Source organism: Sphingobium sp. AntQ-1, assembly GCF_028538045.1.
Lineage (GTDB): Bacteria > Pseudomonadota > Alphaproteobacteria > Sphingomonadales > Sphingomonadaceae > Sphingobium > Sphingobium cupriresistens.
The window spans coordinates 1,288,790-1,303,318 of sequence record NZ_CP117158.1; the positions used below are offsets into that span (position 1 = coordinate 1,288,790).

The following is a 14,529-nucleotide window of genomic DNA, read 5'->3' on the forward strand; positions in this document are numbered from 1 at the left end:
ATCAACTTTCAGGGCCGCGCGCCCGCATCTCTGGCGCCCACGTCTCCCTGGCCCACGGTCCCGCTCGCCATTTCCAGCATCCGGTCCAGGCTCTTCTTCGCCTGCAACCGCAGCGTTTCGTCCATTTCGATCCGCGGCTGCAAATCGCGCAGCGACAAATACAGCTTCTCCATCGTGTTGAGCGCCATATAGGGGCAGATATTGCAGTTGCAGTTGCCGTCCGCGCCGGGCGCGCCGATGAAATTCTTGTGCGGCACCGCCTTTTCCATCTGATGGATGATATGCGGTTCGGTCGCCACGATCAGCGTGTCGCCCGGCATCGTCTTGGCGAAATCCAATATGCCGCTGGTCGATCCGACATAGTCGGCATGATCGACGATATAGGGCGGACATTCGGGGTGCGCGGCGATCGGCGCGTCGGGGTGCTGAACCTTGAGTTTGAGCAGTTCGGTCTCGCTGAACGCCTCATGCACGATGCACACGCCCGGCCACAGCAGCATGTCGCGGCCCAGTTTGCGCTTGAGGTAGCCGCCCAGATGCTTGTCGGGACCGAAGATGATCTTTTGGCTCTGGGGTATCTGCGCCAATATCTTTTCCGCCGAAGAGCTAGTGACGATAATGTCGGACAGCGCCTTCACCTCGGCCGAACAATTGATGTAGCTGAGCGCGATATGATCGGGATGCGCCTCGCGAAACGCCTTGAACTGGGCGGGCGGGCAGCTGTCCTCCAATGAACAGCCCGCGTCCATGTCCGGCAGCACGACGATCTTCTGGGGCGACAGGATTTTCGCCGTCTCCGCCATGAAGCGCACGCCGCAGAAAGCGATCACGTCCGCATCCGTCTCCGCCGCCTTGCGCGACAGTTCCAGCGAATCGCCGACAAAGTCCGACAGATCCTGAATTTCGGGCGACTGGTAATAATGGCCGAGGATGACGGCGTTGCGCTCCTTGCGCAATCGGTCGATTTCGGCGCGCAGGTCGGTGCCTTGCGGGATTCCCGTGATCGCGTTCATACCCTGATACTCCTCGGTCCCATGGCTGGCCCTTTGTCCGCGCCCTAGCGCTGTGGCCGCCTGTTGGCCAGTACCTCGTTGATCGGCGTTGTGACGTCCCACTGTTCCTTGCTGCGTCTTTCCGACGGGAAAGTGACGATCACCCGCGCGTCGCCAAAGCCCATCGCAGCCAGCGGCGCGCCCATGATCTTGCCCACCGCCGCGCGCCCATATTCGCGCGCCTGCGCCATGCGTTCGGGCGAGCGCGCCGATGCCGCGGCGCGGGCCTGCGCATGGGCGGACACTTTCCGGCTGAGGGCCTCGCCCGCCGCCCGCGTCACGAACAGGCCGCTGGTCCGCACCAGCGTCCGGCGCGCCTCGTCGACATTGGGCTTGTCCGGCGTCACATCGGGCGCATTGACGATCAGCGTGCGGCTCTTCTCGTTCCACTCCAGATCGCGCGCGCTCAGTCCCGACAGATCGATGAAATAATCGACCGAATAGGACATCTTCACCACCTGGTCGGATTTCAGCCAGCCAAAGCCCCGCACGTCCTGCGCCGTGCTCTGGACCGTGCCGTTCAGCCGCGACACGCGCAGGTCGCTGGCGCCTGCGATCTTCTCCGCGATGATCTTCGTCACCGCGGACCCGTCATCCTCGACCGCGACCACATAGTCGCGATCATAACGCTGCCACCCGACCAGCATCGCCGCGCCCACGCCCAAAATCAGCAACGCGGCAAGGACGGGACCGACATAGCGCCTCAGCGCGTCTGCCATCGCCCATCCTCCAGCGGCGCGGCCAGACCGCGGCCGTCCAGGTCGATCAGATGCGCCAGCACCGATCGCCCCGCCGCGCCATAGAGGCGCGGATCGACGCCCTTGTACATTTCGGCCACCATGTCGGGGATGGCGCTGTCGCCGTTGCGCTCCAGAAAGCGCAAAATCTGCCCCTCGCGCTGCTTGCGATGGCCCATCATGCCGCGCACCAGCCGCTGCGGCGTCTCGATCGGTTCCCCATGCGCGGGATAATAGATGACATCGTCCCGCTCCAGCAGTCGCTGCATCGAGCGCATATAGGCGTTCATGTCGCCATCGGGCGGCGAGATCACACTGGTCGACCAGCCCATCACATGGTCGCCAGTAAAAAGGGCCTTCTCTTCCAGCAAGGCGAAGCAGAGATGGTTGGACGTATGCCCCGGCGTCGCCACCGCCTCCAGCGTCCAGCCCGGCCCGCTCACCTGCTCGCCATCGACCAGTACTCGGTCAGGCCGGTAATCGGCGTCGAAGGCCGCGTCCGCCCGCGGCCCGTCATCCTCCAGCGTCAGCGGCGCACAGCCGATGACCGGCGCGCCGGTCAGGTCGCTCAGCGGCCTGGCGGCCGGGCTATGGTCGCGATGGGTATGGGTGCATAATATCGCCACCACGGAGCGTCCGGCAATGGCGGCGGTCAGCGCGGCGAGATGATCGGGGTCCGCGGGACCAGGGTCGATCACCGCGACCGCCTCGATTCCCACGACATAGGTCTGCGTGCCGGTATAGGTGAAGGGCGACGGATTGGGCGCCAGCACCCGCGCCACCAGCGGAGACAGCGGCATCAGGACGCCGGTCGGCAGGTCGGCCGGATCGAAAGGTGTTGCCATGCATCCCATGTGTCCATTTATGCGCGGATTTCAAGGGCGTCGAAAAGGCCTTGCCCGGCCCATAGATAGGAAGACGACAAATGAAAGATTGTCGCATCAACGGCTAATCGCCTAGACAAGGCGGATGCGACCTCCCGTCATAGCAATGGCAGCCATCGGCTTTATGGCGTTGGGCGGTTGCGACACCTATACTGTGCCGGTCGATGCCACCTACAAACGCCCCGCGTTCGACGGGACGTCGGTGGATTATGTCGATTATCGGCTGAACCTGACCGTTCCTGCCCGGTACGCCCCTATCATGGCACGGAATTTGGCCAGCACCACAGCAACCATCGCCGAGTGCGCGTCTGGTGTGGCATTCGCAAAGGTGCCGAATTTGACGCAAAATAGGGAGATGGGCTTCCAAAGCCAGTTTCGCCTCAAATATACCGTGCCGATGAACCATATGTGCGTGACCGTCGCAGGCGGACGCCTGTTCGAACGGTTCGAAACCTTGCCAACGCCACTTAAACCGCTGGTCCTGTTACAGTGACCAACATGACCCCCGCCCTTCCCGAACGCTGGCGCCAGCATCTCGCGCTCGACCGACGGCGCTCTGTTCACACCGTCCGCGCCTATGTCGCCACCGCCGAGCGGCTGATCGCCTTCCTCGAACAGCATCGCGGCGAAGGCGTCAGCCCCGCCACGCTCGCGCACATCGATCAGGCCGAGCTGCGCGCCTTCCTCGCCAGCCGGCGGACGGACGGCATCGGCAATCTCTCCGCCGCCCGCGAACTCTCCGCCGTGCGCGGCTTCCTCAGGTTCGTCGGTGGCGACGACGCCCGCGTGCCGCTGCTCAAGGGGCCGAGGGTCAAGCGCGGCCTGCCCCGCCCCATCTCTCCCGACGAAGCCGTCGCGCTGGCGCAGGACATCGCCGAGACGGCCCGCGAAGGCTGGATCGGCGCGCGCGACTGGGCGGTGCTGCTGCTGCTCTATGGCGCAGGCCTGCGCATCGGCGAGGCGATGGGCCTGCATGGCGACATATTGCCGCTGGGCGACACGCTGCGCGTCACCGGCAAGCGGGGCAAGACCCGCATCGTGCCCCTGCTGCCGCAGGTGCGCGCCGCGATCGACGCCTATGTCGACGCCTGCCCCTATCCGCCCGCCCGCGACCAGCCGCTGTTCCGCGGCGCGCGCGGCGGGCCGCTTTCCCCTGCGCTCATCCGCCGCGCGGTGCAGGGCGCGCGCGGGCGGCTCGGCCTGTCGGACCGCACGACGCCCCACGCGCTGCGCCACAGTTTCGCCACCCACCTGCTCGGCCGCGGCGCGGACCTGCGCTCCTTGCAGGAGCTATTGGGCCATGCCAGCCTGTCCTCGACCCAGGTTTACACCCAGGTCGATGCCGCCCACCTGCTCGACATCTATCGCAACGCCCATCCCAGGGCGTGAATCAACCCTTGGGCCGCCAGGTCGCGAGCCGCCAGAGATAGAGGATCACCGCGCCCACCACGCAGGCGGTCGCCACCGGGCCGACATAATGGTCTATGTCCCGGAAATTCTGCCCCAGCACATAGCCGGCATAAGCCAGAATGACATTCCAGATCAGCGCCCCGCCCATCGTCCACAGCAGAAAACGGACATGCCCCATGCGGAACAGCCCAGCGGGCAGCGAGACCATGGTGCGGAAGGCGGGCATGAAGCGAAAGACGAAGACGACGATCTGGCCATATTTGCCGAATAGCCGGTCCAGCGCCTCGACATCGCGCCATTCCAGCGTCGCCCAGCGGCCGAAGCGATCGACCAAGGGTTTCAGACGCTCGAAGCCCAGCACATGGCCGACCAGATACCAGAAATAATTGCCGATCGTGGTGCCGATCGTGCCGGCCAGCAGCAGCCAGCTCATGTCCATCCGTCCCTGCCCGACGCGGATGCCACCAATCCCCATGATGAGTTCGGACGGGATCGGCGGAAAGACATTCTCCAATATCATCAGCAGGAAAATGCCCCAATAGCCGCCCGCATCGATCAGGCGCAGAACCCAGTCAGTCATGAAATATCGCTCACTTGGTTCTCAAAGGGCACGAAGATGGACTAACGCGCCACCCTCACTTCCGTTCGCCCTAGGCCTGTCGAAGGGCCTAACTTTCCTTTGGCAATGGACTTCGACGTTGCTTAGCCGGAACGGATTTGAGGAACAGCGACATATCTACGCCGCCGCCCGCGCCGCCAGCCGGGCGTCGATCGCGTCCCAGATCAGGCCGCCGGTGTCGGTCCCGTCGAACGCATCGATCGACACGATGCCCGTCGGCGAAGTCACGTTGATCTCGGTCAGCCATTCGCCCCCAATCACGTCGATCCCCACGAACAGCAGCCCGCGGGCCTTCAACTCCGGCGCCATCGCGGCGCAGATTTCGCGCTCCTTGTCGGTCAGCAGCGTCTTGGCCGCCGATCCGCCCACCGCCAGGTTCGACCGGATTTCGCCCGCGCCCGGAATACGATTGACCGCGCCCGCCACCTCGCCATCGATCAGCACGATGCGCTTGTCGCCCTGCGCGACGCCGGGGATGAAGGCCTGGACCATGAACGGCTCGACCCACGACGCCTTGAACAACTCCACCAGTGACGACAGGTTGGCCCCATTCTTGCCGACATGGAAAACCGCCACGCCGCCATTGCCGTACAGCGGCTTGACCACGATTTCGCCATGCTCCGCCAGGAAGCTCTTCACCTCGCCCAGGTCGCGGGTGATCATCGTGGGCGGCATGAAGCGCGCATAATCGAGCACGAACAGCTTTTCGGGCGCATTGCGGACGCTGGCGGGATCATTCACCACCAGCGTCTCTTCCTGCACCCGTTCCAGCAAATGGGTGGCGGTGATGTAGCTCAGGTCAAAGGGCGGGTCTTGCCGCATCCACACGACATCGACGTCGCGGCCCAGGTCCAGCACCTCTTCCGGGCCAAAGGCGAAATGGTCGCCCTCCACTTTCTGCACATTGACCGGCCGCGCCTTCGCCAGCACGCGACCGTCGCGAAAGGTCAGGTCGGGCGCCAGATAATGATAGAGCCGGTGCCCCCGCGCCTGCGCCGCCAGCATGATGTGGAAGGTCGAATCGCCGGCGATCTTGATGTCCTCCATCGGGTCCATCTGCATGGCGACGGTCAGGGGGTTGAGTTCGGTCATGCGCGTCATTCCCTTAAACCGTTCGGTTCGAGCAGCTTCGAGCTTGTCGAGAAGCGCCCGTCGAGAACCCTTTCTCGACTGCGGTTCTCGGCTTCGCTCGAACCTCCGCTCGACACGAACGGGATTGATGGATGGGGCGGGCCTTCACCCCCCATGCCAGACATTGGCCAGATGGCGCGGCGCACGCCCCGGCGCAAGGAGGATGACGTCGATTCGCATGTCGTCCCCCGGTTTCGCCAGTTCGTGCCACAATATTTCCGCCGCCTTCGCGACCCGCGCCAGCCGCCGCTCGTCGATCGCCAGGTCCAGTTCCGCCGCGCTCGCCCGCGCTTTCACCTCGACAAAGGCCAGCATCGCCCCCCGCCGCGCGACCAGATCGACCTCGCCAGCGGGCGTACGCATCCGGCGGCCGACAATCTGCCAGCCCTTCAGCCGCAGCCACCAGGCGGCGATGCGTTCGGCCTGCCGCCCGCGCTTCTCCGCCGCCGCTCTCGTCACCCCTTCAATTCCGTCGCCCGATCATAGAGCGTCCGCCGGTCCAGCCCTAATTTCTTCGCGACCTCGCCCGCCGCCTTCGACACCGACAGCCGGGTCAGCGCCTCCCGCAACGCCGCGTCGGCGTCCTCCGTGCTGGCGGGCGGCGATTCGCCCGGCGGGCCGACGGTGACGACGATCTCGCCCTTGGGCGGCGCATCGGCATAGCGGGCGGACAGTTCGGACAGCGTACCGCAGGCGGTTTCCTCGAACGTCTTGCTGATTTCGCGACTCACCGCCGCCTCGCGATTCCCCAGATGCGCCGCCATGGCCGACAGGCTTTCCGACAATCGCGGCCCGCTTTCGTAGAAAACCAAAGTCGCGCGCAATGCCGCCACCTCGTCCAGCGTATCGCCCCGCGCCTTCGCCTTGCTCGGCAAAAATCCCATGAACAGGAAGCGATCGGTCGGCAGCCCCGACAGCGTCAGCGCTGCGATCGCCGCGCTTGGCCCCGGCAGCGTCGTGATCCTGCGCCCCGCCGCCCGCGCGTCGCGCACCAGCTTGTAGCCCGGATCGGAAATCAGCGGCGTGCCCGCATCCGACAGCAGAGCGATCGATTCGCCCGCCATCCGATCCACCAGCCGCTGGCGCACATTTTCCGCGCTATGATCGTGATAGGGCACCATCGGCCGGTCTGAACCGGCATGGCGCAACAGTCGCGCGCTCACCCGTGTATCTTCCACGGCGACCACATCGGCCAGCCGCAGGACTTCAGCCCCGCGCGGCGTAAGGTCACCAAGGTTGCCGATCGGCCCAGCCACGATATAAAGCCCAGGCTCAAGCCCAGAAGTTCGAGTTTCCATAAGGACGCCAGATGACAGAGACGGATGCCCCCCGGCAAGCAAATGTGTTCGCTGCCATGAAGCGCGGCGCGCGCTGCGCCTTCATGGGGGCGGCGCTGTTCCTGGCCGCCTGTCAGTCGATCGTGCCCAAGGGGCCGGCCCCCGCGCCGCCCACCGGCCCGGTCCAGCCGACCGGCCCGGAAGTGGTGCAGGGCCTGCCGACCGACGCCACGCGCCATCGCGTCGCGCTGCTGGTGCCGATGAGCGGTCCCAATGCGGGCGTCGGCCGATCGATCGCCAACGCCACTACGCTGGCGTTGATGGATACCAAAACCGACAGGGTTCGCATCACCACCTATGACACCGCGCTTGGTGCGGCTGCGGCGGTGAACAGGGCGCTGGCCGACGGCAACCGCCTGATCCTGGGACCGTTGCTGGCGGAGGACGCCCGTGTGATCGGGCCTATCGCCGCGCGCGCCAATGTCCCGGTCATCAGCTTCTCCAACGATAACAGCGTCGCGGGCGGCGGCGTCTATATCATGGGTTACAATCCCACCCAGTCGATCGAACGGGTCGTCGGTTTCGCCCGCGAAAGAGGCCTGAGCCATTTCGGCGCGCTGATCCCGCGCGGCACCTATGGCGAACGGGCGGGCAATGCGCTGCTGCGCGCGGTCGAGCAGGCTGGCGGCACCGTCGTGTCCATGCAGACGTTCGACCGCAGCCCCGCCTCGATCACGGCAGCGGTCAAGAAATTGCAGGCGTCATCCAGCTATGATGCGCTGCTGATCGCCGACAGCGGCCGCGTCGCGCTTCAGGTCGCGCCGATCGTGCGCAAAAATGGCGGCGCGACCGCGCGCCTGCTCGGTACGGAACTGTGGAATACGGAAGGCACGCTGGCCGCCAGCCCGGTGCTGCGCGGCGCCTGGTTCGCCAGCGTTTCCGACACGCTCTATCGTCAACTCGCGACCAAATATCGCGCCCGCTACGGCGCATCCCCCTTTCGCCTGTCCTCGCTCGGCTATGATTCGGTGCTGCTGACCGTCCGCATCGCGCAGGACTGGAAGCCCGGATCGCCCTTCCCCGCCGCGCGCCTGCGCGACGTAGGCGGTTTCTCCGGCATCGATGGCGCCTTCCGCTTCAACCGCGCCGGCGTCGCCGAACGCGCGCTGGAAGTCAGCGAAGTCGGCGCTGGCGCCGTGACCGTCGCCGATCCTGCACCAAGGGGGTTTGGGGAGTAATCCAGACCCCGTTCGCTTCGAACGGATATCTTATTCGTTAACCCGCGCCATCGGCACAATCAGCGGCACGTCCCCGTCCCGCTCGATCCGCGCCGTCACGCCATAGACCCGCGCCAGCGCACCCGCCGTCAGCACGTCCATCGCCGCGCCATCGGCCACCAGCGCCCCGCCGTCCATCAGCAGCAGCCGGTCGCAATAACGCGCCGCCATGCCGAGGTCGTGCAGCACCGTCACCACCAGCGCCCCGCCGCGCGCCTCGCCGCGCAGCAGGTCCATGACGTCGATCTGATGCCCCGGATCGAGCGCGGCCAGCGGCTCGTCCGCGATCAGCCCGTGCGCGCCCACCGCCAGCGCCCGCGCCAGCAGCACCCGCGCGCGTTCGCCACCCGACAATTCGGTCGCGGTCCGACCCTTCAGATGCTGCACATCGGCCCGGACCATCGCCGCCTCGATCACCGCTTCATCATCCGCCGACATCCTGGACAATGGCCCCAAATGCGGCAATCGCCCCAGCGCCACCAGCCGCTCGACGCTGAGCGGCCAGTGCAGCGTCTGGCCCTGCGGCAGATAGGCGACGGCGCGCGCCATCGCCCGCCGGTCGAGCCGCGTCACGTTCTGTCCGTCGATCAGCACCCGCCCCGCCTGCGGCTTGACCAGCCCCAGCAGCGCGCGGATCAGCGTGGACTTGCCCGCACCATTGGGACCGATCACGCCCACCAAAGCCCCCGGCTCCAATCTCACGTCCACATCCCGCACCGCTGCGTGGCGGCCCAGCCGCACCGTCAGCCCCTGCGCCGATATCGTCACCATAGCCGCCGCTCCTGTATCAGATGCGCCAGGAAGACGGGCACGCCCAGCAGCGCGGTCACCACCCCCAGCTTCAATTCATTATTGGTCGGGATCAGCCGCACCCCGATGTCCGCCAGAGTCAGCAGCGCTGCGCCGCCCAGCATGGACGGGACCAAAACGGACGATGGCGACCGGTCGGTCAGCGGTCGGACCAGATGCGGCACGATCAGCCCGACGAACCCGATCGCCCCCGACACCGCCACCGCGCCGCCTACGCCGATCGCCACGCCCAGCATCATGCGCAACCGCGCGACCGACAGGTTGACGCCCAGCGCCTGCGCGCCATCCTCGCCCAAGGTCAGCGCATCGAGCGTCCGCCCGTCCGCGATCAGCAGCGCCGCGCCCACGACGACGCAGGGCAGCGCGATCCAGACATGGGCATAGCTGCGATTTTCCAGACTCCCCATCAGCCAGCTCATGATTTCCATCGCAGCGAAGGGATTGGGCGACAGGTTGAGCGCCAGGCTGATCCCCGCCCCCGCCAGCGTCGCCACGGCGATGCCGGCCAGGATCAGCGTCAGTGGGCTTTCCACCGTGCCCGACAGCGCGAACAGGGTCAGGATGGCGACGAGTCCGGTCAATATTGCCAGCAGCGGCAATATCATCGGATGCAACTGCGCCAGCCCGAAATAGAGCGCGCAGACAGCCCCCAGCGCCGCCGCATTGGACGCACCCAGCACCGACGGCTCAGCCAGCGGATTACGCAGATAACCCTGCAACGCTGCCCCCGCCAGCCCCAGCATCGCGCCGACAACCAAGCCCAGCAGCATCCGCGGCAAACGCAGGTCCAGTATGATGGTGCGGGCGACCGCATCGCCGCCGCCGGTCAGCACAGCCCAGACGCGCGCTGGACTGATCGCCACCGCGCCCAGCAGCACGGAGCCGAAGGCGGTGCCGAAGACCAGCAGCAGCAAGCCGGGGATCAGCAACGGATGATGGCGGCGCGCGGTCACTTGCGCGCGCCTTGGCGGTTGGCAATGCCGCGTGTTCCTGCGAAGGCGGAATCAAGTCCCGCTATTGGATTCAACACGCTTCCATGATCCGCCCCCTGATGATCGCGGCAACCGCCCTGCTCGTGCTTGCCGGCACGTCCGCATCGGCCGCCCCGCGCCGCATCGTGTCGCTCAACGTCTGCGCCGACCAATATCTGCTGGCCCTCGCCGATCCGACCCAGATCGCCGCGCTCAGCAGCAACGCCCGCGATCCCGAACTCTCCGCAGCGGCGATCAAAGCGCGCGGTTTCCGCACGCTGCGCCGTCCCGCGGAGGAAGTGCTGGCGATCCGCCCCGACCTGATCCTGGGTTTCCCGATCGGCCCGAATGCGGTAGCGGGCGCGCCGCCGGGCCAGTGGCGCACGCTCGGCCTCGCCAGCGCCGACAGCTATGCCGCGATCCTCGACCAGATCCGCCAGATGGCGCGCGCCATCGGGCATGTCGATCGCGGTGAAAGACTGATCGCGGCCATGAACCGCGACCTCGCCGCCCTTCCTCGCCCCAAACACAGCGGCGTCGCGGCCTATTATCAGCGGCGCGGCTATATGACCGGCACCGGCACGCTGATCGACGATCTGATGCGCCGCGTCGGCCTCACCAACCTCGCCGCCAAACTCGGCAAACCGCCGCTGGCGCAAGTGCCGCTGGAAGAAATGGTGGCGGCGCGGCCCGACTGGCTGATCGTGGAAAGCGCCACCGACCGCGTGGTCGATCAGGGCACCGAAATGCTGCACCATCCCGCGCTCGCCGCCGTTCCGCGCATCAGCCTGCCGCAAAGCTGGACCGTGTGCGGCGGCCCCGCCTATGTGCAGGCGGCGCGCACCATCATGGCGCGACTGAACGCGCTGCGCTGAAGGGGCAGGCATCACGCCCGCCCCCTTGCCTGTCGATCAGAAGCGAACACGCACGCCGCCATAGGCAGCGCGGCCATAGGAGCCATAGCCATAGGCCGTCTGGTACGTCTCATCGAACAGATTGTCGATGCGACCATAGACTTCCAGATGCGCGCCCAGCGGCATCGAGGCCCGCACCCCGGCCAGCGCATAGCCGTCCAGCCGCCGCGTATTGGCCGCATTGTCGAAGCTGTCGCCCACCATCGTGACCGTCGCGCCGGTCGACAGGCCGAACGACCAGACATAGTCGGCCGACACGCTCACCGCATTGGCGGCGCGGCGGGCCAGGCGATTGCCATAGTTGGCCGACCCCGCCGACCGATCCCGCGCATCGACATAGCTGTAGCTGCCGGTGACGGTCAGCGCATCGACCGGCTTCAGCGCGATCGACGCTTCCACGCCCTTGGCGCGGGTGCGGTCCAGATTATTATAACCGCCAAAGGGTGGCAGCGAGGAATCATAATTGATCTGGTCGAGCGTGTCGCGGCGGAACGCCGTAACCGACAGCATCGCCCGCCCGCCATCCAGGCTCTGGTCAAACCCGATGTCGTAGCTTTTCGACCGCTCCGGCCGCAGCGCTGTATTGCCGCTATAGATGTCATATAGCTGATAGAGCGAAGGCGCCTTGAATCCTTCGCCATAGCTCAGCCGCACATTGGTCGCGCCGCCATTGGGCGAATAATTGGCGTTCGCGCCAAAGGTCGTCGCCCCGCCGAACTGGCTATGGTCGTCATGGCGCACGCCGCCGGTGACGGCCAGGCCTGCGAAGGGCTTGACGATCGCCAGCGCATAGACGCTGTCGATATTGATCTTCGCGCTCGCCGTGTCGCCAAAGCCGAAGAAATCATAGTCGGGCCGTTCATGCTCATAGCCAAACAGCAGCTTGGCCTGCTCGACCGGCGCATAGACGCCCTCATATTCGAACCGCAGATTTGTGCCCGAATAGCCATAATCGGGATCGGTGCCGCGCACGAAATAATAGTCGCGGTCGTTGCGCAGATATGTGACGGCGGCGCGATTGGTCAGCTTGCCATCCAGCAGCGCCAGGTTGAGGCCCGCATAGCCGACATATTGGTCAAGCTTGCTCACATCGCTGCTGTCGGCAGGCGCGCCGAAGAAGCTGTCATAGTCGATGTCCGCATGGATATAATAGCCACGAAGGTCCAGGCTCAGCGCCTCGGTGAAATTCAGCGTCAGCCGCGCGTTGGCCGCGATATTCTCGGTCCCGTCGCGCTCCGTGCCCCCGGCTGCCGACGAAATGCCGTCGGTACGGAAATAGGCCGCGCCGATCCCGCCCGCGGCGATGCCGCTGGTGCCCGACACGTCCGCCTTGGCGTTCAGCGTATCGCTATAGCCATAGTCCACCGATGCGTTCGCGCCAAACCCTTCAGCCGGCACGCCGGTCATCACATTGACCACGCCGCCGATCGCCTGGCTGCCATGCACTACCGAGTTGGAGCCGCGCAATATCTCGATCCGCTTGATATTGCCGGTCAGCAAAGGCCCGAAATCATAACCGTCACCGATGCCGCTGGGATCGTTGACCTTCACCCCGTCGATCAGCACCAAAGTCTGCGTCGTTTCCGCGCCGCGCAGCGACACGCCGGTCACCCCGCCGGTCGATCCGTTGCGGTTGAAGCGCACGCCCGGCGTCGTCGCCAGCAGGTCGACCACATCGATCGCCTGCCGCGTCTTGATCGTCTCCGCGTCGATCACGGTGATCGCTTGGCCGACCTCGTCGCGCGACTGCGCGATGCCCGTGGCGGTGACGACGATCTGGTCATCCTGCGCCAGAACCGGCGTCGCTACGATCAGCGCCACCAGAGAAATACCTGTTTTCAGCATATATAACCCCCCGGCGCCGGTGCGACTTGGGCTGGGGCGTCCGCAACGCGGTCAGGCAGAGGCAAGGGATGGCGCCATATCCCGTCCACAACCCGATGCGGCCCCGGCCGCATGGCGTCGCTCGACGGAAAACCACCGTGCCCCGGCCATCCCCTGGACCAAAGCAAGAGCGACCAAGCGCCGGCAGGTCTCCTGGCTCGCGGGTCGCAGCACGAATGCATAGCCTTCCCGGACATCGGTCCAGTGGCCGGTCTTTCGACCATATGCATCGCACTATCCGCTTACAGTTGCAGGGACAGCCACGGAATTGGGCGCTCGCACGCCCGCACCGCATTCCCGATTAAGCCCCTGACGGGGCACCGGCGCGATCATCTCGCAGGGGAAGCCAAGCCGCCCCTGCGCCGCGCGCTGTAGGGGAAAGCGGATGCAATGCCAAGCCGTCGCCGGTTTAGGGCAACAGCCTGTGGCCGCGCAGCAACAGCGCATCGCCCCGCGCCAGCACGACCAGCGGCAGGCCGGCCGCCTCCGCGCGAGTCGCGGCCAATCGCGTCGGCGCGGAAATGGTGACCAGCATCGGGCACTGGCTCAGCACCGCCTTCTCCACCAGTTCATAGGAACAGCGCGACGACAGCAGCGCGAAACCGCCGTCCCAGTCCGCCCGTGCCCTGTCTCCTTGGCGCGCCATCGCCCCGATCAGCTTGTCGAACGCATTATGCCGCCCGACATCCTCTCGCACCAACAAGATCGCGCCATCCGCGCCGACCCAGGCGGCGGCATGGGCGGCCCCGGTCGCCGCGTTCAACGGCTGATGATCGCACAGCCCCCCCAATGCGCGAAAGATGGCGGCGGGGTCCGCCCGCGATACCGCCGTCACCTTGGGCAGCGGCCTTATCGCCTGCTCCAGATTTTCGATCCCGCACATGCCGCACGACGACTCCGACACACGATGCCGCACTCGCTCCAGCAAGGCCTCGGTGCGGTCCTGCGGCAATGTCGCGCGCGCCACGATCCCCTGGTCGGTACGATGCGTGTCGACATCGAACGCCGCATCGCCCGGCCCGATCAGCCGCTCGGCCAGCGCAAAGCCCAGCACCAGATCGCCAATGTCACTCGGCGTCGCCATCAGCACCGCATAGCCGATGCCGTTAAATTCGATCGCGACCGGCACTTCCTCCGCCAGCGCGCGGGCGATCGCCTGCGTCCGGCCGTCCGGGGTCAGACGATCGAATGTCAGGGGGCTGGCGGCGGCGTCTTCCATCATCAGGGCGTAGCGGTGGACGGCGCGCCGCTCAACCGGCGTCGCAATGGCCCGTCTCGTCCACCGCGTTGAATTGCGTCGCGTCGACATCAGGCGCCGCCCGACCCCGCGCCATCCGCGCGACGGCGGCCGCCACCATCGGCGAAAGCCGGTCGGGCTGGTCCTGCGCGATGGCGACGATCTGCGCCTTCATCCGCGGGTCCCAGAAACGGGTCAGATGCTCGGCCAGCGCTTCCGTCGCCTTCGCGTCTCCCATCATCGCCAGATTGCGCGCGATCTGGTGCGCCATATAGAGCAGGCGGTCCTCGGTGGACATGACATGGATATCATCGCTCATATCCGCC

General features: G+C 66.1%; 16 protein-coding genes and 1 riboswitch. Of the genes, 4 read left to right on the top strand and 12 right to left on the bottom strand.

Annotated features, from left to right (window positions below; translation table 11 throughout):
- Positions 1-8: 8 nt before the first annotated feature.
- Genes nadA through sphantq_RS06375 form a run of 3 tightly spaced genes read right to left on the bottom strand, consistent with a single transcriptional unit; the run spans position 9 to position 2,634 of the window.
- A complete protein-coding gene (nadA, locus tag sphantq_RS06365) occupies positions 9-1,013 on the bottom strand; it encodes a quinolinate synthase NadA (RefSeq protein WP_129925858.1) in 1,005 nt (334 codons plus the stop codon).
- Between the two features lie 44 nt (positions 1,014-1,057).
- A complete protein-coding gene (locus sphantq_RS06370; protein ID WP_272799854.1) occupies positions 1,058-1,771 on the bottom strand; it encodes a DUF4230 domain-containing protein in 714 nt (237 codons plus the stop codon).
- Positions 1,756-2,634: an MBL fold metallo-hydrolase gene (locus sphantq_RS06375; protein WP_272799855.1), complete on the bottom strand. Its 879-nt coding sequence runs from the start codon at positions 2,632-2,634 to the stop codon at positions 1,756-1,758. Before sphantq_RS06375 ends, sphantq_RS06370 begins: the two co-directional genes overlap by 16 nt.
- Positions 2,635-2,779: 145 nt before the next feature.
- Here sphantq_RS06375 and sphantq_RS06380 point away from each other — a divergent pair, with 145 nt between their 5' ends.
- Both sphantq_RS06380 and sphantq_RS06385 read left to right on the top strand, forming a co-directional pair.
- Positions 2,780-3,166 (top strand): hypothetical protein, encoded by a 387-nt coding sequence (locus sphantq_RS06380; protein ID WP_129925857.1) that lies wholly within the window; start codon positions 2,780-2,782, stop codon positions 3,164-3,166.
- A gap of 5 nt (positions 3,167-3,171) precedes the next feature.
- Positions 3,172-4,062 carry a tyrosine recombinase XerC gene (locus sphantq_RS06385; RefSeq protein WP_272799856.1) on the top strand — a complete coding sequence of 297 codons (891 nt, stop codon included), beginning with the start codon at positions 3,172-3,174 and terminating at the stop codon, positions 4,060-4,062.
- A gap of 1 nt (position 4,063) precedes the next feature.
- Here sphantq_RS06385 and sphantq_RS06390 read toward each other — a convergent pair whose 3' ends face one another.
- From sphantq_RS06390 to rsmI, 4 genes are all read right to left on the bottom strand, one after another.
- Positions 4,064-4,663 (bottom strand): DedA family protein, encoded by a 600-nt coding sequence (locus sphantq_RS06390; RefSeq protein ID WP_066604606.1) that lies wholly within the window; start codon positions 4,661-4,663, stop codon positions 4,064-4,066.
- 156 nt (positions 4,664-4,819) lie between these two features.
- Positions 4,820-5,794, bottom strand: coding sequence for a glutathione synthase (gene gshB, locus sphantq_RS06395; protein WP_129925856.1), 975 nt, complete (start codon positions 5,792-5,794; stop codon positions 4,820-4,822).
- A 144-nt stretch (positions 5,795-5,938) separates the two neighbouring features.
- Positions 5,939-6,292, bottom strand: coding sequence for a YraN family protein (locus sphantq_RS06400; RefSeq protein ID WP_129925855.1), 354 nt, complete (start codon positions 6,290-6,292; stop codon positions 5,939-5,941).
- A complete protein-coding gene (gene rsmI, locus sphantq_RS06405; RefSeq protein ID WP_272799857.1) occupies positions 6,289-7,131 on the bottom strand; it encodes a 16S rRNA (cytidine(1402)-2'-O)-methyltransferase in 843 nt (280 codons plus the stop codon). Before rsmI ends, sphantq_RS06400 begins: the two co-directional genes overlap by 4 nt.
- A gap of 11 nt (positions 7,132-7,142) precedes the next feature.
- Between rsmI and sphantq_RS06410 the strand changes: the two genes are divergently transcribed.
- Positions 7,143-8,348, top strand: a complete 1,206-nt coding sequence (locus tag sphantq_RS06410; protein WP_443021534.1) for a penicillin-binding protein activator — start codon at positions 7,143-7,145, stop codon at positions 8,346-8,348.
- Positions 8,349-8,378: 30 nt separating this feature from the next.
- On the opposite strand, the gene sphantq_RS06415 is transcribed toward sphantq_RS06410, so the two are convergent.
- Both sphantq_RS06415 and sphantq_RS06420 read right to left on the bottom strand, forming a co-directional pair.
- On the bottom strand, positions 8,379-9,158 hold the full coding sequence (locus tag sphantq_RS06415; RefSeq protein ID WP_272799858.1) for an ABC transporter ATP-binding protein: 780 nt from the start codon (positions 9,156-9,158) through the stop codon (positions 8,379-8,381).
- The gene (locus sphantq_RS06420; protein WP_272799859.1) at positions 9,152-10,150 is read right to left on the bottom strand and encodes a FecCD family ABC transporter permease; all 999 of its coding nucleotides are present in this window, start codon (positions 10,148-10,150) and stop codon (positions 9,152-9,154) included. The genes sphantq_RS06415 and sphantq_RS06420 overlap by 7 nt, the downstream gene beginning before the upstream one ends.
- An 83-nt stretch (positions 10,151-10,233) precedes the next feature.
- Here sphantq_RS06420 and sphantq_RS06425 point away from each other — a divergent pair, with 83 nt between their 5' ends.
- Entirely contained in the window at positions 10,234-11,043 is an 810-nt protein-coding gene (locus sphantq_RS06425) for an ABC transporter substrate-binding protein (RefSeq protein WP_272799860.1), read from the top strand.
- Between the two features lie 36 nt (positions 11,044-11,079).
- On the opposite strand, the gene sphantq_RS06430 is transcribed toward sphantq_RS06425, so the two are convergent.
- The 3 genes from sphantq_RS06430 to sphantq_RS06440 form a co-directional block, all read right to left on the bottom strand.
- Positions 11,080-12,927, bottom strand: a complete 1,848-nt coding sequence (locus tag sphantq_RS06430) for a TonB-dependent receptor plug domain-containing protein (protein ID WP_272799861.1) — start codon at positions 12,925-12,927, stop codon at positions 11,080-11,082.
- 165 nt (positions 12,928-13,092) lie between these two features.
- A riboswitch (cobalamin riboswitch) is annotated at positions 13,093-13,306 on the bottom strand.
- 69 nt (positions 13,307-13,375) lie between these two features.
- Complete coding sequence (gene fdhD / locus sphantq_RS06435; RefSeq protein ID WP_443021552.1) at positions 13,376-14,188, bottom strand: formate dehydrogenase accessory sulfurtransferase FdhD; 813 nt, start codon at positions 14,186-14,188, stop codon at positions 13,376-13,378.
- Positions 14,189-14,216: 28 nt separating this feature from the next.
- On the bottom strand, positions 14,217-14,522 hold the full coding sequence (locus sphantq_RS06440) for a formate dehydrogenase subunit delta (RefSeq protein WP_272799862.1): 306 nt from the start codon (positions 14,520-14,522) through the stop codon (positions 14,217-14,219).
- Positions 14,523-14,529: the final 7 nt, after the last annotated feature.